Raw genomic sequence first — 18,387 nt, forward strand, 5'->3', positions numbered from 1 at the left:
TAGTTAAACTGTAAAAGCCTTCGACAGGCTCAGGCTGATACCCTGTCCCCTCACAGCTCCAGCATCATCTGGATATTACACCGCTCATACGGCGAGGGGATACCCGTAACCTTTTTAAACCCAAGTTTGTGGTAAAGGTTAATGGCAGGTTTTAATATCGTATTGCTTTCCAGATAGATTTTTTTGGCACCTAAACTTTTTGCTTTGGCTATGCAGGCGTTGCCTAATATAAAACCTATACCCTTCCCTTTAGCCTTTGGCGATACCGCCATTTTGGCCAGTTCGTACATATCGCTATCCATTTTGATAAGTGCGCAGGCGCCAACAGGCTCATTATTATATATAGCCATTAGGATGTGGCCGCCTTTGTTCAGAATATAATCGTCCGGGTGGTCGAGCGATTTGTAATCTGTTTCTTCCATTTTAAAATATTGGGTTATCCATTCTTCGTTTAAACGTTTAAAGGCTGCCTGGTATTCCGGTTTGTAATCAACTACCTGCACATTAGCACTTTCGCGGAGTTTTTTCTCGTCTATTACACGGTTAAGCAGGCTTTTCTGTTCCAATAAAAACTCCCATTCTTCAATAGCCTTCCAAATGTTGTACTGGGTTTCGTTCAGTGCGTTTTCAACAGCCGTGTTCACATCGGTATATTGTACCTGTATATGCTTATTTATCTCCCAGCCCTTATCCGTAAGGCGGATATAATTCTTACGGCCGTCGGCTTTGTTGGCTATTTCCTGTGCAACACCATTTTTTACCATTTCTTTTACAATGGTGCTTACCGATGGGTGCGAATGACTGATCTCCTGCGCTATCTGCATAATTGATTTATCCTCGCCCTCGGCCAGCGCGTAAAATACGGGGAACCACTTTGGGTTCATATCTATATCATATACTTTATATACCTCACCTGCTTGTTCGGTTAACTTTTCGCTTAGCCTACGCAGCCTGCTGCCCAATGCCATCTTACCCACTTTGTTATAAAATTCCATAACGGATATTAATTACGTAATTGATTACGCAAATATACAAGTAGAATATTCTTTTGCAAATATCTTTATTCATATAACAAGGTTTGAATAGATTAATTCGAACTATTTATTGGCTCTATTAGCTTCAACAACCTCATACTTAATTAATATATAGTTTAAGGCGCTGTCGATGTTTAAAGTAATTTCCTTTTGTGGTGTAAGGATATGTTTTTCTGTTTTTTCAGATATAACACCATTATTACCCTTTATATATGCCTTGCAAATAAAAGCTATGTTATAATTAGTCGACTTATTAGTTAGATGATATACACGTGCTGCAAGTGTTACAGGCCGAACTTTATTATTGCTTGTATCTATAGTCGGTATCGAATCAATTTCACTTGTAATTACACCGTATCGTTTAAAATCTGGTGCCGAATTGCAAGAAAAACTAATTACTGTTAATATGTAAAAAAAAATGAATATGTTTCCTCTTAACCGAAAAGGGACTAACGCCATAAGTTAAAATTACATATTAGTTTGATAGTTATAGTGCAAAAAAAGGGATGACCTTTCGGCTATCCCTTTTACTATAACAAGTTTATAAAATTAAACTGTCATGATATCTTTTTCTTTCAGTTCTGAAAGCTGGTCTATCTTTACAATGTAAGCGTCGGTTAGTTTTTGTACTTCACCTTCGCCAACTTTTATCTCATCTTCAGAAACACCTTCACTTTTCAATTTTTTGATCTTCTCGTTAGCATCTTTACGGATGTTACGGATAGCTATTTTACCGGTTTCGGCTTCGCCTTTGGCTTTCTTAACCAAATCGCGGCGACGCTCTTCGGTTAGAGGCGGAACGTTGATGCGGATAATTACCCCATCATTTTGCGGGTTAACACCCAGGTTAGCTTCTTTAATAGCTTTTTCAATAGCAGGAAGCAATGATTTTTCCCATGGCTGTACAATAATAGTACGCGCATCAGGTGTATTTACACTGCCTACCTGGCTTAAAGGTGTAGGGGTGCCATAATAATCAACGCTAACATCATCCAACATAGATGGGTTGGCCTTGCCGGCACGTATCTTGGTTAATTCGCTATCTGCATGGGCAATTGCTTTTTCCATTAAAGCTTTTGCATCATTTACTTGTTTTTTAATGAGTTCGCTCATTGGTCATGATTTTTGACAAAAATAATAAAAAGTATCAAAGCCCCTTAAATTCTTACCTATAGCAACAAATAAATATTAGGCTTAATAACACAATATTTTGCAGTTATTTTTAATGATCTATCGTAGAGGAAGATAAGCTATTGTAAATAACAGTCGTAAAACGCTAAAAAAAGGCAATAAAAAGCACGCTAACAAAAATTGAAAGCGTGTTTAACATTTTTTAAAGCAAAACATCGCAATATGTATACGATGCTTTGCTTTTTAACCTTTACAGATTATTACCAACGGCTACCGCCGCCGCCGCCTCTGCTATCTTTAGAGTAGCCGCCACCGCCGCCACCTCTGTTGTTATCTCTTGAGTAGCCACCGCCACCGCCGCCGCGGTTGCCGCCACCAAAACCACCGCTTCTGCGGTCGCCTGGTTTTTTGTCTTCAGCCTGGCTAACAGCAATTGAACGGCCACTAACTTCAGAACCGTTTAAGCCCGAAATAGCTTTTTGTGCAGCTTCGTCATCAGACATCTCAACAAAACCAAAACCTTTGCTTCTGCCAGACTCTCTGTCAATAATAATTTTCACGGTGGTTACTTCACCATAAGCTTCAAAAAGCTCTTGTAAATCTGCTTCCTGCAATGAGTAAGGAAGGCTTCCTACGAATATGTTCATCAAAAAATTAGTTTAGTAATGATCAGTTTGTTACCGTCATTTATTTGTTTACATCAAATATAGAATAGAAATCAATCAATTGTATAATAATTTGTTAAACTATATTTTTTATTTTCTATTTCAACTCAAATAGCAGGCCGTAAAATCAAAGAATTGACTGTATTTGATAAGTTTTTTCGTTTAAAATAAATTTATCACCGGCTATTTTATCTTTTAAGTTATAGCCAATGGGCGATGCGGCCGATACCGCAAAGTAATTTATGCCATCTAAAGTCAGCACTCCGGCACTAATAGCCAAATAAAAGTTGCCATTGTTAGTAATGATAACGCTTCCATTTTCGGCCTTCTTAGATTCGCCGTTAAAGGAGATCTGGTTTAAAGCCACCATTAGCTTGTTGGCCTCGTTAAGCTGGGCCAGGTTACGGTTGGTTTCCTGCTGAGCCATTTCGCGCCCGGTTTCATATTTGTCGCCAGCGCTGCTTTTTGTGTCATCGTTTTGCGCCTGCTGTGCCTCGGCAATGGCTTGCTCTGCCGCTTGCATACGGCTTTGTACGTAAGCAACGCACAACGCGTGCAGCTTTGCTTTTATATCACTCATTATATATAGTTAAAAAACGAAGATGGTTTAATTTGTTGGGAAATTGCAAAGGGCTTAAAAATAAAAGCCCCGCGCACTCGCTGCCCGGGGACTTTCAACCTAAACCTTATCACAATGTAAATGCGAGGCACTTACGGTACTAATAACGTAATTCATGAGCAAATGATACGTGCTTAAACATAAATGTTACATATTTATGATATTTTACCCTGAAATATAGCCAATAGTGGTAAGCAAACAAACACGGGGTATTGTGGTTAATGATTAGTTGTTACACACATAACTAATTATATAACATGAACTTAAAACGTACTTTTGGCGCTATACTTACAGTATTAGGTATTGTAGGCCTTATTTATACAGGTGTGCAAATTATTCAGCACAGCGGCGCGGCAACTACATTAATTGTAGTGGGCCTTATAGCTATTATCTTTTTCTTCACCGGCATAAGCCTGGTGCGCAACACAAAAGACGAAGCTTAATTAATAACAGAAGGGGTAATCTGCCCCGATGGCGAGATACTTAACCCGGGCCGGATAAAATCGGCCTCGGTTAATGCTTTTATACGCAGCGCAGCGCGGTTTAAGGGATCTGCCTGCAGCCCTTTATCATGCCCTTGCCGGTATGATACTATTTGCCCGCCCAAAAATTCACCCTTTTTATTGATGTGTAGCTTTAGCAATGGGGCCAGGCCGCATATGCCGCTTACGCTTACCCCTTTATAAGTTACAAAATTACCCATGCTGTAAGCTATCAACCTTTTTTTATAAAGTTCCATAGCGCGTACAACATGTGGGCCGTGGCCTAATATAACATCTGCACCGGCATCAATTGCTGCATGGCTAAAAAGGCGGAGATTGCCGCGATTTTCTCCTTTAAATGTTTCGGTAGAGTCGGGCACATGTTCATGATCGGTGCCCTCGCCACCACCATGAAAAGATACAATAACAATATCATTATTTGCTTTTAAGTTGCTGATGAGCTGTTTTGCGGCAGCTATACCTAATAATGATACCGTTTGACCATTGGGCGAGAATGCGCAAAAGCCATATTTAACCCCATCTTTAGTGAACGTTTTTGAGGGATGGCTTTTAAAGCCTGCCGTATGTATGCCCAGGCTATCTAAAACTTTAATTGTGCTTTTACGGCCGGCCAGGTCAAAATCATTTGAGTGGTTGTTGCCTACGCTTAAAATATTAAAGCCGGCGTCTTTAAAAACCTCGCCATACTTTACCGGCATCCTAAACAAATAGCCTTTATGTTTAAACCGTAATTTGTAACCAACAGGTGCACCGGTATCTAATAATACCCCTTCCAGGTTGCCAAAGGCAATGTCGGCTTTGCGCAGATTTTCTAAAGCGGGTTTAAAACTATTCAGTGCGCTATCAGGCGGTAGGGAAGTACTGTCGGGATATGATGATCCCAGCATCATATCACCAACGGCGGCAATGGTAATGGCAGTATCTTTTGGGTTTTTTATAATGGTGTCTGTTGGGGTAACATCCTTTTGGGCACTACTCTGTTTTTTTAATTCGGGGTTGGTGCAGGCCATTATAGCGATAAGTAAACTGAAGAATAGGGTTAACCGGGTTTTCATGCAGGGCAAAAAAAATCCCTTCATGGTTAGTGAAAGGATTAAGGATATTTAATTTAGGTTTATTTAGTTAGCTGGTTGGTCATCCGCAGATGCTGATGCCGTTGAAAGTTCACCTTTAAATGATTCTAACAAGCGGCCGCCTTTATAAAAATAACGGCTGTAGTAGGCATCATCCAGGCTACTTATAGCTACACCTTTTGATGAAGCATGCGCAAACCTGTTATTGCCCAGGTAAATGCCAATATGTGATATGCTGCGGCTGTGAATTTTAAAGAAAACCAAATCTCCTTCTTTCAGATCATCTTTACCAACGGGGTTTACCATGCTAAAAATATCACGTGAACTGCGGCGAATATTCAGGTTAAATACATCATTGTACAATTGTTTTGTAAATGCAGAGCAATCAATGCCTTTACGTGAGCTCCCGCCAAAACGGTAAGGGGTGCCTATCCAATCGTATACAAAATGAAAAAGTTTCATGTTCGAGGTTGCAGATACGGCAACGCCCATAATTTGAGAAAGGTAATCTTTCGCTAAGCTTTCTTGTTCATCTTTATCAGCTACCTGATTTGGAACATTTTTTGTTTGAGCTTGAGCAGCTAAAACGCTTAGAAATAGTGCAATAGCAAGTGTAATTTTCTTCATTTAATCCCTTTAATTTGTTGAATTAGGACAACAAATGATTGTTAAATTGGACAGTGTGTCTATTGTTGGATACAAAACTATCCAATATTTTTAAACTACCAAATTAAAAGGAAGATTTTTTTTCACAACGATTCAGATAATATTTTTAACCAATGTGTATAATTATATCGCGATAGTGTTTATGGTTTCTGTTCGTGAAATTATTTTTCAATTGGCATGGTCTAATAGCGTAATTGGTAGTGAAGGTAAAACTGACGGAGTATAGCCTATACATAATAACTTAAATAAGGGTTAAAAGCCGGCGTTAACGGGCTATCTGGCATGGCTGCAGGCATATCGCGGCCACGCTTATCAAGATTTTTTTCAAAAAGAATATTGCGGAAATGAGGTGTTTCGCGGCCTTATAAGGCGTACTATTTACACCATATCCAAATGTTATTTTGCTTTTTTTAAAAATACTATGCATGCATTGGAATGGTGCTTTAAAAATTTAATTAAATCATGCTAACAAATTCGTTGCAGTTTCGGTTATTTGCAGGATATAATTAGATTTGCACTTCCAATAGAAATTTGTTTTTAATAAATGAGTTCAATCGAAATAACTAAAGACACCTACCTGATGTGGTACGAGTCTATGCTCCTGATGCGTAAGTTTGAAGAAAAGACCGGCCAATTATATGGTCAGCAAAAAATACGCGGGTTTTGTCACCTTTACATTGGGCAGGAAGCCGTATTAGCAGGCGCTATGTCTGTTATACGCCACGAAGACAGTTTAATTACTGCTTATCGCGACCATGCACATGCTTTGGCAAAAGGTACATCACCTAATGCTATTATGGCCGAGATGTATGGTAAAGCAACCGGATGTTCAAAAGGTAAAGGCGGCTCGATGCACATGTTCGACAAAGAAAACCATTTTTATGGCGGGCATGGTATTGTAGGTGGCCAGATCCCTATGGGCGCAGGTATCGCTTTTGCTGAAAAGTACAAGGGTACTGATAATGTAAATATTGCCTATATGGGCGATGGTGCCGTACGCCAGGGTGCATTAACCGAAACCTTTAACATGGCTGCGCTGTGGAAGCTACCGGTAATTTTTGTTTGCGAAAACAATGGTTATGCAATGGGTACTTCTGTTGAGCGTACTACCATACAAACCGATATTTACAAATTAGGCTTGCCTTACGGTATCCCTTCATCACCTGTTGATGGTATGGACCCGGTTGCAGTGCATAACGCAATGGACGAAGCTGTATCACGCGCACGCCGCGGTGAAGGCCCAACCTTTTTGGAAATGCGTACTTACCGGTACAAAGGGCACTCCATGAGCGACCCGCAGAAATACCGTACTAAAGAGGAACTGGAAAGCTACAAATCAAAAGACCCTATTGAGACAGTAAAACTAACTATTGAAAAAGAAGGTTACGCTGATGAGAAATGGTTTGAAGAAATAGACGCGAAAATTAAAGCACAGGTTGATGAGGCTGTTAAATTTGCAGAAGAATCGCCATGGCCTGATGCATCAGAGCTTTATACTGATGTATATGTACAACAAGATTATCCGTACATCCGCGACTAATATCTTATATTTATAAATATTAACAATATTCATCACAGTATATGGCTGAAGTAGTTAAAATGCCTAAAATGAGCGATACCATGACCGAAGGGGTATTGGCGAAATGGCATAAAAAAGTGGGCGATAAGGTAAAATCGGGCGATGTATTGGCCGAGATAGAAACCGATAAAGCCACTATGGATTTTGAATCGTACCAGGACGGCACCCTGCTTTATATAGGTGTTGAAGAAGGTAGCGCTGTGCCGGTTGATGCCGTTATTGCCGTTTTAGGTAAAGAAGGGGAAGATTATAAAGCCCTTTTAGATGGCGCATCAGCACCTGCAAAAACAGAAGAAAAACCTGCTGACGAGGCCAAACCCGCAGCAACTGAAGATAAAAAACCTGCTGCAACAGCAGCACCGGCAAAAGCAAAGGTTGATACCTCAAGCATCCCGGCTACTGTAATACGTATGCCGTTGCTGAGCGATACCATGACCGAGGGTACCATTGAAAAATGGAACTTTAAGGTTGGCGATAAAGTTAAAGCAGATGATTCATTAGCTGATGTGGCAACCGATAAGGCTACCATGGAAGTTGTGGGTTACGAAGCCGGTACATTATTATATATTGGTGTTAAAGAAGGTGAAGCCGCTCAGGTAAATGGTATTATTGCTATTGTAGGTAAAGAAGGTACCGATATACAGCCTCTATTAGATGCTGATAATGGCGCCGGGGCACCTGCAGAAGCACCTGCTGCCGTAGAGGGTAAAGAAGAAACAGCGCCAGCTGCCAAATCTGATGCTGCACCAACTGCTACGTCTGCCGGTTCAACCGAAGACGATAGTCGCGTTAAAGCATCACCACTGGCCCGCAAAATTGCTAAAGACAAAGGCATTAACCTTAATGATGTAAAAGGCAGCGCTGATGGCGGCCGTATCATCAAAAAAGATATAGAAAGCTTTACACCGTCTGCAAAACCTGCAGAAACCGCAAAACCGCAAGAAGGATCAGCAGCTGCTGCCCCTGCTGAAAAAGTACCGGTTGTATTGCCAACTTACACGGGCGAAGAGAAATTTACGGAAAGAAACGTTACGCAAATGCGTAAAGCCATTAGCCGTAGGTTATCTGAAAGCTTGTTCACTGCGCCACACTTCTATGTTACCATGTCGATAGATATGGACCAGGCAATTGCTGCCCGTAACAAAATGAACGAGGTTGCGCCGGTTAAGATCTCATTTAATGATTTTGTAGTGAAAGCTGTAGCCGTTTCCTTGAAACAGCACCCTGCCATTAACTCATCATTCCTGGGCGATAAGATCCGCACAAACGAGCACGTACACATTGGGGTAGCCGTAGCGGTTGATGAAGGCCTGCTGGTACCGGTTATTAAATTTGCCGATGGTAAATCGTTAAGCCATATCTCGCAAGAGGTTAAAGAGTTTGCCGGTAAAGCCAAAGCAAAAAAATTACAACCTGCCGAAATGGAAGGCTCAACCTTCACCATATCAAACCTTGGTATGTTTGGTGTTGATGAGTTTACCGCAATTATTAACACACCAAATGCTTGTATCCTTGCCGTTAGCGGTATAGCACAGGTGCCGGTTGTTAAAAACGGCGCGGTAGTACCGGGCAACGTAATGAAGGTAACCCTAAGCTGCGACCACCGTGTGGTTGATGGTGCAATGGGTGCCGCATTCCTGCAAACCCTAAAATCATTACTGGAAGAACCGGTAAGGATGATGATATAAGTTGGAGGTCCGTTAACGTAAACTTCCGAAAGATTTAAAATAGCGATGGGTTTACTCATCGCTATTTTTGTTTCTACTATCACCACCATCACTGCCGCGAGCTTCAGCTCGTGGTATAGCATGAAGTCAGCTTTTAGCTGACGCAAGCTGAAAGCTTGCCCTGTCGAAGGTCGCGCGAAGGGATAGGTTGCTAATGGTTCGACAAGCTAACCATGACCTCCTGCTTTTTTATTACCTTGCCTCTTCACTTACCATCATGATATATTTCACCATTATTATAGCTGTGGTTATTTGCTATTCTTTATTTCAAAGAAAAAAAAACCGCGCCCTTACCCAAACCATCCTAACCGATGCACAAAAGCAACTGCTTGCGCAGCATATCGATTACTACAACAAACTATCGGCTACCGATAAGCTTTACTTTGAAGATAAGATAGAGCAGTTTTTGGATGCCGTACGCATTGAAGGCGTGGGCCTTGAGCTAAACGATACCGACCGTCTGATGGTGGCATCCAGCGCGGTGATCCCTATTTTCGCGTTTAAAGACTGGACCTACCGTAACGTTACCAACGTGCTTTTATACCCGGATACCTTCGATAAGGATTTTCAGTTTGAAGGCAGCGAAGGCGAGGGACGCAATATTATGGGTATGGTAGGCAGCGGGTACATGAATGGGCAAATGATACTATCGCGCAATGCGCTTACAAAAGGGTTTTCAAAAAACTCTGGGAAAGAGAATACCGGCATTCATGAGTTTGTGCATCTTTTGGATAAAGCCGATGGCGCTACGGATGGCATCCCCGAAGGGTTCCTGCCGCATGAGTATGTTGAACCCTGGGTGAGAATGATGCACCAGGAGATCCACAAGATAGAGGCCGGTCGTTCAGATATAGATGTTTATGCTACCACAAACGAGGCCGAATTTTTCGCGGTGGTGTCCGAATATTTTTTTGAAAAACCCGAGCAATTCCAAACCAAGCACCCCGAATTGTATAATATGCTGAGTAAAGTGTTTGGGCAGGATCCGGCAAAACAATAACGATGATGACATTCGCCGATAGGGTAATCGACTTTAACAAACAACTGGAATATAACGGTCCGGCATTACCTGCCAATATCCGGATCATGAATCCCTTTAAAGAGGAAGAAAACGCTTTGGGTATCTCATCAACCTTTTATAAAAAATATTACAATGACGATAATAAACGCCACCTTATCATGGGGATTAACCCCGGCAGGTTTGGCAGCGGTTTAACAGGTGTGCCCTTCACAGACCCCAAGCGCCTAAAATCGGAATGTGGTATTGATTACGAGGGCAAGATCACTCATGAACCCTCATCGGTTTACGTTTACGAAATGATTAACGCTTATGGAGGGGCCGGGGCTTTTTACAATAAATTCTATATCAGTTCGCTTTGTCCGCTGGGTTTTACTACCATAGATAACAAAGGCAAGGAAAAGAACTATAACTATTACGATAGCAAAGAACTATGTGCAGCCGTAACCCCGTTTATTATCGATAACATCAAAAAGCAGATCGCCCTGGGCTGCTATAACGATACGTGTTTCTGTTTCGGTACAGGGCAAAACGAAAAGTTTTTGAATAAGCTGAACAATGAGTATGGCTTTTTTAATAAGATCATAGCGCTGGAGCACCCTCGCTTCATCATGCAGTATAAAGCCAAAGCAAAGCAGTTTTATATCGATAAATACCTGGAAGCGTTTAGCGGGGTGCGATGATAAGTCTCTGACATCGATGCGTATCCGGATGCAATAGATAATTTCCATAAGCCATTAAAAAAAATTATTTTGCAGCCCTCTTAATGAAGTTTTTTACCAAACCAGTTAAACCAGAAGATACCGCAGACGAAGCTTTACTGAACAGCTACCGGGAAACCCGCGACTTAAAAGTTTTGGGCCGGTTGTATGAGCGTTATATGCCACTGGTTTATGGTGTTGGTTTAAAGTATTTTAAAGATGAAGAGCAGGCACAGGATGCCGTAATGGGCATATTCGAAGAACTTGCACAGAAAGTTCACCAACACGATGTAAAACAGTTCAGGAGCTGGTTATACGTACTTAGCCGTAACCATTGCCTGATGCAGCTGCGGGCAGGCAAAAAATTAGAAACCGTAACTTTAGATGAGTTTGTGGAATTTGACCCGGTTTTGCATCCTGATAACGAGGGCCGGGAAGAAGCTATGCAGGCTTTGGAACGATGTATGGATAAGTTAATACCTGCGCAAAAGCAAAGTGTTAAATTATTTTACCTTGATGAGAAGTGTTATAAAGAAGTTGCCGACGAAACCGGCTTTACCATGAATGAGGTAAAGAGTTATATACAGAACGGTAAGCGCAACCTTAAAATTTGTTTGGAAAAGAATAGTGGACAATAAAAGGGCCGACATACAGCAAATACAAAAGTACCTTAACGGGGAACTTGATACAAAAGCTATGCACCGCTTAGAGCGCGAGGCGCAGGGCGACCCATTTTTAATGGACGCACTGGAAGGATATGGCCGCACAAAAAATTCTCAGCAGGATAACCTGGTAGCCCTTCAGGAGCGTATACAGGCCCGTACAGTCGCTAAAACCCGCCGGATGATACCTTGGGCTGTTATATCAATTGCCGCCAGTGTAATAGGCTTTGCTATAGTTATTGGGTTGTTATATAAGGGGAAGCAACCTGTTAAGATTGAAAAAGTGGCTATTAATAATGTTAAAAGTGTAGTGCCGGATACCACAGCTATTATAAAAGATAATAAAGCAGGGCACGCAATTTTAAATATGCCGCAGCAACTTATAGCCGATAATAAAGCCAGGCCCGTAAAGAGGAATCTGCCTGTTTTTGCTAATACGGAGCGATATAAAGTGCCGGTTACAGTTGCCGAAACAAATGCGGCGCCAATGGAGGTTTTGAAAAGTTTGCCGGATAGTTCTGCAATGGAAGATAAGATAATGGGCTACATGGCCGCCAAAAGGCAGGACACGGTATTGGGTGGTGACAAGGTAGTAACAACTAATAACGCTGCTGCGTTAACGGTACTAAACAGCAAGGCAAAAGGTGCTGATATGACGGTAAGGCCGGGCAAACCTGGCGACAACAACGCTTATGCTTTGAGCCAGGCTGGCCTGCCTGCTAATTTATTGACAGGTGTGGTATTAGACCGTACGAATGGCGCGCCGTTACCGGGGGCATCTGTAAAAGTTGTTGGCAGATCGGCGGGTACACAAACTGATGCGAACGGCAAATTTACCCTTCCAAATGTTAAAAAAGACGAATCCCTATCTATTGGGTATATTGGCTATAACAGTAAAACACTTGATGTAAAAAACAAAGATAGTTTGAAGGTTGAACTGGATGAAAATAGAAGTTCGCTGAATGAGGTGGTATTAGCCGGGCGTGCTAAAAAGGTTAAAAACGAAAGGGCCCGCCCACATGCAGGCTGGGACGCGTTTAAAAAATATCTGAAAGAAAACGCGGTTAACACTGATGGTAAAGCTGGTATAGTTGAGCTGGCCTTTACGGTTAATGCTAACGGTTCTGTATCTAATATAAAGGTAACCCAAAGCCTAAGTGCAGCTACCGATGCCAAAGCTATCAGCCTGATCAAAGACGGCCCAACCTGGAGCGGTAACACCAGCGGTAAAGCCGAAGATATTAAGGTTAAGGTAGAGTTTCATCAATAGGAGCTTCATAAAAGCGATTGGCTACATGTCATGGTGAGCTTGTCGAACCATGAGGCTGCTATCAATTGATCAATCCTTCGACAAGAGCTCAGCATGATGACAATTTGCTTAGAATAGTACGAACGAAAAAGGCGACAGGTTTCAAACCTATCGCCTTTTACATATCAAAGTGCTGTATATTATTTCTTATTTCTATCGTAATAACCAAATACCTTTTGCAGTAATGGTGTGGTACGCGCGCCAAGGTTTTGGCGAATGTTCAGTTCTTCCTTTGCTATTTCTACAAACAAACCGTCAATTGCTTTTTGGGTAACATAATCTGTAATATCCGGGTTTATTTTGCTAACAAACGGCACTTTGTTATATGCCGAAGCTGCATCGGTATAGTATTTTGTAGCACCTACTTTATTTAAGCTGGTTTGTATCACCGGTTTAAATTTAGCCGATAGCTGCAATGTAGTAGTGCGTTTAAAGTATTCTGTAGCGGCATCCTGTTTGCCCAATAAAATATTGGTTACATCGGTTAAGGTCATTTGCTTAATGGCGCTTACAAAAATGGGCTTGGCCTGTACGGCGGCATCTTCGGCCGCCCGGTTAAGGGATAATATTACATTATCTGCCAGTTTACCAAGGCCAATGCTGCGTAATGTTTTTTCGGCTTTCTGCGCTTCGGGCGGGAAAAGTATCTTAACGGCAGCGTTGCCAAAAAAACCATTAACAGCCGATAGCTGGTCGGAACTTTTGCCGGTAGCCAGCTCCAGGGCTTGTTTTAAGCCGTTATTAATATCAAGTGTTGTTGGGTTGCCGGTTTGCTGTACGGTGTTTTGTGCAACCTGGTTAAGGGTATCGCAACTGCAAAACAAAACAAAAAGGATCGGAATAAGTAAAAGTGTTTTTTTCATGTAATAAGGTAAGCAAATTTACTGCCAGTATCAACCTAATTACCAGTGTCTAACCAGCATAAAAACCAAACCTGCAATAAGGGCCGAAATAGGGATGGTGATGATCCATGCCCAAACCAGGTTAATGGTTACGCCCCAGCGCACAGCCGATACACGTTTTGTTAAACCAACACCGATGATAGAACCCGTAATTGTATGCGTAGTTGAAACAGGGATGGCAAAATGCTCGGTGATAAACAGCGTTACCGCGCCCGCAGTTTCTGCGGCTACACCCTCTAAAGGCGTTATCTTGGTGATCTTTGAACCCATGGTCTTCACGATCTTCCAACCGCCAGACATAGTACCTAATGATATAGCAGAGTAACATGCCAGGGGAATCCAGTCGGGCATGGCGGCATCACTGGCAATAACCTTGGCTGCAACCAAGCTTACGTATAAAATACCCATTACTTTTTGGGCATCGTTAGTACCGTGTGCAAAGCTTAATGCCGCGGCAGATACCAGTTGCAGGCGTTTAAACCAGCGTTCGGCAACGGCGGGTTTGGCCCGCTTGCATATGTGCAATATCAATATGGTAATAACATACGCTATTATTAAACCGATAAAAGGTGCCAAAACTATATAGGCAATGATCTTGAAAATATAATCGGAATTGATCGCGTCAAACGCGTGCTGGCCCATCAATAAAGCATTGGTTATACCTGCGCCCGCAAACCCGCCTATCAGCGTATGCGATGAACTGGATGGGATACCGAACCACCAGGTGGTTAAGTTCCAGGTTATAGCGGCAATAAGGCCGGCTAATACTACATGCAGGGTAATAAATTCCTCATGTACGGTTTTAGCAACCGTGTTGGCTACTTTGTGGTCTTTTATAAAAAAGTAAGCGGCAAAGTTAAATACAGCGGCAAGCAATACTGCCTGGAAAGGCGTTAGTACCTTTGTTGAAACAATGGTAGCTATAGAGTTGGCGGCATCATGAAAACCATTTGTGTAATCAAAAATAAGCGCCAGGGCAACTACAGCAACAAGTAAAGTGGTAACCATTTAAATGATTTAAGTTATGCTTAGGCGTTTTTAATTAAAATTGATTCCATTACGTTTGCTGCATCCTCGCACATATCAGTAGCGGTTTCAAGCGCGGCTAATATCTCTTTGTATTTGATAAGGCGGATGGCATCTGTTTCGTACAGGAAAAGGTCGGCAACGGCACGGTCAAAAACATAATCAGCCTGGTTCTCTACGCTGTTTATGCGGATACATGAATCCGCAATGGCACGTACGTTTCTTAGATCTTTTAGTTCGCGCACGGCTTTTTCCAGATCGGTACCAGCCTGTAGTATCAGTTCAGATAGTTTGCGGATGTGCTCATTAAAATCGTCTATTTTGTAAAGCAGCATACGGTTGGCAGCGCCATGTATATAATCGGCAATGTCATCAATAGCGGTGGCTAAAGCATGTATATCTTCACGGTCAAATGGTGTGATGAAGTTTTTGCCCAGTTCAAGATATATCTGGTGGGTAAGTTCATCGCCTTTGTTTTCAAGCTTATCAATCTGTCTGAAAAGTTCTTCGCGTGTGGCCGGGTTAACCGAATTTACCGCTTCAACCAAAATGGTCGCCATGCTTACAACGTTACTTGCAGCCTGCTCAAACAACGGGAAGAAGGTCTTCTTATCTTTAGGAACAAAATACTGAAATATACTGTTTAGTGACATCTGCTATTTAATTTGGCGTAAAGGTAAGCTTGCAATGTTAAGTTAATGTTAACTTTTTAATACAGGAATGTTTGGAAATGGTAAAGTTTGTTTGGCTATTTGTAAGGTGAAACCAAACGTTGACCCCATGCCTTCGGTACTGCGTACGTTAATGGTTTGCTGGTGCGCTTCAATGATATGTTTAACAATGGCAAGCCCTAAGCCCGAACCGCCAATTTGCCTTGACCGGCTGGTATCTGTACGGTAAAAGCGCTCAAATAAGCGCGGAAGGAACTTTTCTTCAATACCTATACCATCGTCGGTAACCTCAATAAGCACCTGCTCGTGCAGCACAAAAATGCTTACAGCGGTGTTGCCGCCATCCTTTCCATATTTAAACGAGTTATCGATAAGGTTTACCAGAACCTGGCGTATTTTTTCGCGGTCTGCGTTAACAAATATGCCGTCGTCGTATTTTTGTTTAAACGTTAACTTAATATTGTGCTGCTTGCTTTTTAGCTCAAGCGATTCAAAAACCTCTTTAATAAGATCGTTGATCTTAAACTTGGTGTAATTGATAGGGATCTCGCCCGATTCCAGCTTAGAGATCTCATCCAGATCATGGATCAGGTAGCTTAATCGGTCAACATTCTTTGATGCTTTTTCCAGAAATTGTACGGCCAGTTCCTTGTCCTCCAGCCCATCATCCTGCAGAGCTTCTATGTAACCCTGTATAGCAAAAAGAGGTGTTTTAAACTCGTGCGAAATGTTCGATAAAAAATCCCTGCGGAATTTTTCCTGCTTTTTCAGCTCGTCAATCTCGCTCTTTTTTTGTTTTGCCCATTCCTGTACCTCGTGCTCTACATCATTTATAGGGTCGGCGCTTACGTGTTCGCCAAGGGCATCGCGCAGGTCGCGGCCAAGTTTAAGGTTATGGATAAGCTTATAAATAAGCTTAATTTTTGAGTAGATGTATTTTTCTATCAGGTAATAAAAAACAATATAGCTGGTGATGAAGGTAACCAGGAAGGTTATCATCATATCGTACCATTTATGCTGAAAGTAGTAGTTTACTGCCGATAAGGTGATTGCAACCGCGGCAGCGTTTATCAATATCAATACGCGCAATTTCATAGCATAAAGTTACTATTTGTAAACGGTTATAATTAACACAGAAGCAAGCCCCTGTGTTAATTAATTGTTATCATTTAATTGCGGTGTATTATTAGAGCTTACTTGGCCTCGAAGTTGATGGTTACTTCATCTCCCATAGTCATGCTGTTACCGCCAATGGCAAAATCCCTGCGGTTAATTTTAAAGCTTCCCTTAAACGAGTTGTCCGCATAAGTAAAAGGTACTTCAACCAGTTTGGTTTTCCCTTTCAGGGTAAGGTTAAACTGGCCTGTAAAACTATTACCATTTGCTTTTTTAAATGAAACAGACGACAGGCTGATCTTGGGATATTTTTGTACGTCGAAATAATCGTCCTTTTTAAGGTGCTCGTCGCGCATGTCATTATCTGTGTTTATGGTATTAACATCGGCAGTAGCTTCAATTTTACTTGTTGCCAAAGCAGCGGGGTCAAAGGCGATGGTGCCTTGTACGCCGCCAATTGTGCCACCGGTTTTAATACCCAGGTTTTTTATCTCGAATGATACCTTGGCGTTGCTGATGCTTTTTGTTTGAGCGAACGCCGCGGTGCTTGTAATAAGCAGTATAATAGCTAAAGAAATATGTTTCATGTTGCGAATATGACGGGTTTTACCCAGCCAGGTTTAATTTGTATTCAATTTAGTTTTGCCGGTGTTAAAACTCTACGTGCGCCCTTAACGAAAATACGTTTACCGGGCCACGATCGTGGTTATATGCCGGGTTGGCAATAAATTGGTAATCGGGCGAAAGCCAAAGCTTATGCTGGTAGGCATTCAATTTATAATATACCTCTGCTACCAGTTCGGGTGAGTAGTTCAATTGCCCATCGCCAATAATAAAACCATAGCCGCCAGCAGCCAGGTAATCTTTATGATCCTCAGAGATGCCGTTACCTACAAAGGCCAGCCCCAGTTCGTCATCCTTACGTTTCCAAGAGGTACCTTTTAAAACAGCGCCTAAACTTAATGATCGGTCAATTTCGGTAAATGCCCATGTTTCGGTTTTACCGTCGTTGTAACTTGCTTTTGCAAAAACACCAAAATCATTGGTTAAGTATTGGTCGGCACTTATACCGAAACCATATTTGTGCCTGCCGTATGCTTGGGTAGCATCCACATCGGGCGCGGTTGGGTTTTGGTTGATGGCATCGCGGTATACGCCCATTTTGCCGTTGTTACGAAAAGCCAGTAATCTTAATGTGCCTTTTTGCCCGCCAAGCGCGTAGCGTTTCTCATACTCTAACGATTGTGTGTTGGCGCGGCTTACACGTTGGTCCCAAATGGCGCCATTGGCAGTAGTAGTTGTTGCTGTGAAGCCAAAGCGTAGTGCCCATGTTGGCTGGCCAAATTCTGCAATACCACCTAAAACGTAGCCGCGGGTATTGGCGGGATAATCCCAGGCGGCGTTATCCATCAAGCTCCAGTTCATGAATTGTGAGCGGGCGTCATGGCTAAATTCGTTGCCGTCAAAAAAATCGGCCATGCCAAATTTACCAACGGTAACTTTAAAATAACGTTTGCTTTTCCATCCGGCCAGTTGGTTTACATCATCATTGATGTATTCTTTATCGTTACCCCATTCAAAGTTTTGGGTAAAATACAGGCGGGCTATATAAATTTTAGGTTCGGCACCGCCCACGCGGAAAGTTTCTCCATTGGGGAAGCCGGCAATGCCCAGTGTTTTGCTTAAGCCGGAGCCGCCGCTCATTTCGGGGTTAAAGTATGCCTCCATGCCTTTCCATAAACGTGCCCCGCCAAAAAGGGTTGTGGTTAATGATGTTTGTGTTTCCTCGCCGGTAAGCAAACTGTTATTGCCGGTATAGGGTGCATTAAAGCCGGGTTTGTATTGTGTAATAATGGTTTGCTGAAAGTGTAAATTAAAGCGCTGGTTTTTTAGCGTATCCTGCGCGGCAGCAAATTGGGTTAGGTTAAATAGTATAACTAATGATAGTAAAAGTTTTTTCATGCTGATGAAAAGTTAGGGGTTTG

Annotated in this window: 19 protein-coding genes; 7 read left to right on the top strand and 12 right to left on the bottom strand. The window is 42.1% G+C overall.

The annotated features are described in order from the left end of the window. Positions 1–50 precede the first annotated feature (50 nt). The 4 genes from IDJ75_RS16795 to IDJ75_RS16810 form a co-directional block, all read right to left on the bottom strand. On the bottom strand, positions 51–995 hold the full coding sequence (locus IDJ75_RS16795; protein ID WP_191176811.1) for a bifunctional helix-turn-helix transcriptional regulator/GNAT family N-acetyltransferase: 945 nt from the start codon (positions 993–995) through the stop codon (positions 51–53). A gap of 588 nt (positions 996–1,583) precedes the next feature. After that, positions 1,584–2,147 (bottom strand): ribosome recycling factor, encoded by a 564-nt coding sequence (gene frr / locus IDJ75_RS16800; protein WP_191176812.1) that lies wholly within the window; start codon positions 2,145–2,147, stop codon positions 1,584–1,586. 278 nt (positions 2,148–2,425) lie between these two features. Then, complete coding sequence (locus IDJ75_RS16805) at positions 2,426–2,812, bottom strand: RNA recognition motif domain-containing protein (protein ID WP_191176813.1); 387 nt, start codon at positions 2,810–2,812, stop codon at positions 2,426–2,428. A 145-nt stretch (positions 2,813–2,957) separates the two neighbouring features. Further along, positions 2,958–3,410 (bottom strand): 3-oxoacyl-ACP synthase, encoded by a 453-nt coding sequence (locus tag IDJ75_RS16810; protein WP_191176814.1) that lies wholly within the window; start codon positions 3,408–3,410, stop codon positions 2,958–2,960. Between the two features lie 296 nt (positions 3,411–3,706). Between IDJ75_RS16810 and IDJ75_RS16815 the strand changes: the two genes are divergently transcribed. Next, positions 3,707–3,892 (top strand): hypothetical protein, encoded by a 186-nt coding sequence (locus IDJ75_RS16815; protein WP_191176815.1) that lies wholly within the window; start codon positions 3,707–3,709, stop codon positions 3,890–3,892. Here IDJ75_RS16815 and IDJ75_RS16820 read toward each other — a convergent pair. After that, entirely contained in the window at positions 3,889–5,007 is a 1,119-nt protein-coding gene (locus tag IDJ75_RS16820; RefSeq protein WP_191176816.1) for a CapA family protein, read from the bottom strand. The two genes, IDJ75_RS16815 and IDJ75_RS16820, sit on opposite strands and share 4 nt — an antisense overlap. A 63-nt stretch (positions 5,008–5,070) precedes the next feature. Next, positions 5,071–5,652 carry a C40 family peptidase gene (locus tag IDJ75_RS16825; protein WP_191176817.1) on the bottom strand — a complete coding sequence of 194 codons (582 nt, stop codon included), beginning with the start codon at positions 5,650–5,652 and terminating at the stop codon, positions 5,071–5,073. Positions 5,653–6,235: 583 nt separating this feature from the next. Between IDJ75_RS16825 and pdhA the strand changes: the two genes are divergently transcribed. The 6 genes from pdhA to IDJ75_RS21410 all read left to right on the top strand — a co-directional run bounded on the left by pdhA (position 6,236) and on the right by IDJ75_RS21410 (position 12,648). Beyond that, positions 6,236–7,231, top strand: coding sequence for a pyruvate dehydrogenase (acetyl-transferring) E1 component subunit alpha (gene pdhA / locus IDJ75_RS16830; RefSeq protein WP_191176818.1), 996 nt, complete (start codon positions 6,236–6,238; stop codon positions 7,229–7,231). A gap of 41 nt (positions 7,232–7,272) precedes the next feature. After that, positions 7,273–8,958, top strand: a complete 1,686-nt coding sequence (locus tag IDJ75_RS16835) for a pyruvate dehydrogenase complex dihydrolipoamide acetyltransferase (protein ID WP_191176819.1) — start codon at positions 7,273–7,275, stop codon at positions 8,956–8,958. A gap of 256 nt (positions 8,959–9,214) precedes the next feature. After that, complete coding sequence (locus tag IDJ75_RS16840) at positions 9,215–9,997, top strand: M90 family metallopeptidase (RefSeq protein WP_191176820.1); 783 nt, start codon at positions 9,215–9,217, stop codon at positions 9,995–9,997. 2 nt (positions 9,998–9,999) lie between these two features. After that, a complete protein-coding gene (locus tag IDJ75_RS16845) occupies positions 10,000–10,698 on the top strand; it encodes a uracil-DNA glycosylase family protein (protein ID WP_191176821.1) in 699 nt (232 codons plus the stop codon). Positions 10,699–10,781: 83 nt separating this feature from the next. Then, the gene (locus IDJ75_RS16850; RefSeq protein WP_191176822.1) at positions 10,782–11,354 is read left to right on the top strand and encodes an RNA polymerase sigma factor; all 573 of its coding nucleotides are present in this window, start codon (positions 10,782–10,784) and stop codon (positions 11,352–11,354) included. Beyond that, the gene (locus IDJ75_RS21410) at positions 11,344–12,648 is read left to right on the top strand and encodes an energy transducer TonB (RefSeq protein WP_191176823.1); all 1,305 of its coding nucleotides are present in this window, start codon (positions 11,344–11,346) and stop codon (positions 12,646–12,648) included. The genes IDJ75_RS16850 and IDJ75_RS21410 overlap by 11 nt, the downstream gene beginning before the upstream one ends. A gap of 179 nt (positions 12,649–12,827) precedes the next feature. Here IDJ75_RS21410 and IDJ75_RS16860 read toward each other — a convergent pair whose 3' ends face one another. The 6 genes from IDJ75_RS16860 to IDJ75_RS16885 form a co-directional block, all read right to left on the bottom strand. Continuing rightward, positions 12,828–13,550, bottom strand: coding sequence for a DUF4197 domain-containing protein (locus IDJ75_RS16860; protein WP_191176824.1), 723 nt, complete (start codon positions 13,548–13,550; stop codon positions 12,828–12,830). Positions 13,551–13,589: 39 nt separating this feature from the next. Then, positions 13,590–14,597, bottom strand: a complete 1,008-nt coding sequence (locus tag IDJ75_RS16865) for an inorganic phosphate transporter (protein ID WP_191176825.1) — start codon at positions 14,595–14,597, stop codon at positions 13,590–13,592. Positions 14,598–14,617: 20 nt separating this feature from the next. Beyond that, a complete protein-coding gene (locus IDJ75_RS16870) occupies positions 14,618–15,268 on the bottom strand; it encodes a DUF47 domain-containing protein (RefSeq protein ID WP_191176826.1) in 651 nt (216 codons plus the stop codon). 48 nt (positions 15,269–15,316) lie between these two features. Then, a complete protein-coding gene (locus tag IDJ75_RS16875; RefSeq protein WP_191176827.1) occupies positions 15,317–16,381 on the bottom strand; it encodes a sensor histidine kinase in 1,065 nt (354 codons plus the stop codon). A 98-nt stretch (positions 16,382–16,479) separates the two neighbouring features. Further along, entirely contained in the window at positions 16,480–16,989 is a 510-nt protein-coding gene (locus IDJ75_RS16880; RefSeq protein WP_191176828.1) for a YceI family protein, read from the bottom strand. 64 nt (positions 16,990–17,053) lie between these two features. Then, entirely contained in the window at positions 17,054–18,364 is a 1,311-nt protein-coding gene (locus IDJ75_RS16885; protein WP_191176829.1) for a carbohydrate porin, read from the bottom strand. Positions 18,365–18,387: the final 23 nt, after the last annotated feature.

Origin of the sequence: Mucilaginibacter rigui (assembly GCF_014773275.1) — a bacterium.
Lineage (GTDB): Bacteria > Bacteroidota > Bacteroidia > Sphingobacteriales > Sphingobacteriaceae > Mucilaginibacter > Mucilaginibacter rigui_A.

Excerpts from the sequence above, each read along its gene's own strand:
- IDJ75_RS16835 (WP_191176819.1), top strand. The coding sequence starts at position 7,273 with ATGGCTGAAGTAGTTAAAATGCCTAAAATGAGCGATACCATGACCGAA.
- pdhA (WP_191176818.1), top strand. The coding sequence starts at position 6,236 with ATGAGTTCAATCGAAATAACTAAAGACACCTACCTGATGTGGTACGAG.
- IDJ75_RS16795 (WP_191176811.1), bottom strand. The coding sequence starts at position 995 with ATGGAATTTTATAACAAAGTGGGTAAGATGGCATTGGGCAGCAGGCTG.
- IDJ75_RS16815 (WP_191176815.1), top strand. The coding sequence starts at position 3,707 with ATGAACTTAAAACGTACTTTTGGCGCTATACTTACAGTATTAGGTATT.
- IDJ75_RS16880 (WP_191176828.1), bottom strand. The coding sequence starts at position 16,989 with ATGAAACATATTTCTTTAGCTATTATACTGCTTATTACAAGCACCGCG.
- IDJ75_RS16850 (WP_191176822.1), top strand. The coding sequence starts at position 10,782 with ATGAAGTTTTTTACCAAACCAGTTAAACCAGAAGATACCGCAGACGAA.
- IDJ75_RS16865 (WP_191176825.1), bottom strand. The coding sequence starts at position 14,597 with ATGGTTACCACTTTACTTGTTGCTGTAGTTGCCCTGGCGCTTATTTTT.
- IDJ75_RS16885 (WP_191176829.1), bottom strand. The coding sequence starts at position 18,364 with ATGAAAAAACTTTTACTATCATTAGTTATACTATTTAACCTAACCCAA.
- IDJ75_RS16805 (WP_191176813.1), bottom strand. The coding sequence starts at position 2,812 with ATGAACATATTCGTAGGAAGCCTTCCTTACTCATTGCAGGAAGCAGAT.
- frr (WP_191176812.1), bottom strand. The coding sequence starts at position 2,147 with ATGAGCGAACTCATTAAAAAACAAGTAAATGATGCAAAAGCTTTAATG.
- IDJ75_RS16860 (WP_191176824.1), bottom strand. The coding sequence starts at position 13,550 with ATGAAAAAAACACTTTTACTTATTCCGATCCTTTTTGTTTTGTTTTGC.
- IDJ75_RS16870 (WP_191176826.1), bottom strand. The coding sequence starts at position 15,268 with ATGTCACTAAACAGTATATTTCAGTATTTTGTTCCTAAAGATAAGAAG.
- IDJ75_RS16810 (WP_191176814.1), bottom strand. The coding sequence starts at position 3,410 with ATGAGTGATATAAAAGCAAAGCTGCACGCGTTGTGCGTTGCTTACGTA.
- IDJ75_RS16875 (WP_191176827.1), bottom strand. The coding sequence starts at position 16,381 with ATGAAATTGCGCGTATTGATATTGATAAACGCTGCCGCGGTTGCAATC.
- IDJ75_RS16820 (WP_191176816.1), bottom strand. The coding sequence starts at position 5,007 with ATGAAAACCCGGTTAACCCTATTCTTCAGTTTACTTATCGCTATAATG.
- IDJ75_RS16825 (WP_191176817.1), bottom strand. The coding sequence starts at position 5,652 with ATGAAGAAAATTACACTTGCTATTGCACTATTTCTAAGCGTTTTAGCT.
- IDJ75_RS16845 (WP_191176821.1), top strand. The coding sequence starts at position 10,000 with ATGATGACATTCGCCGATAGGGTAATCGACTTTAACAAACAACTGGAA.
- IDJ75_RS16840 (WP_191176820.1), top strand. The coding sequence starts at position 9,215 with ATGATATATTTCACCATTATTATAGCTGTGGTTATTTGCTATTCTTTA.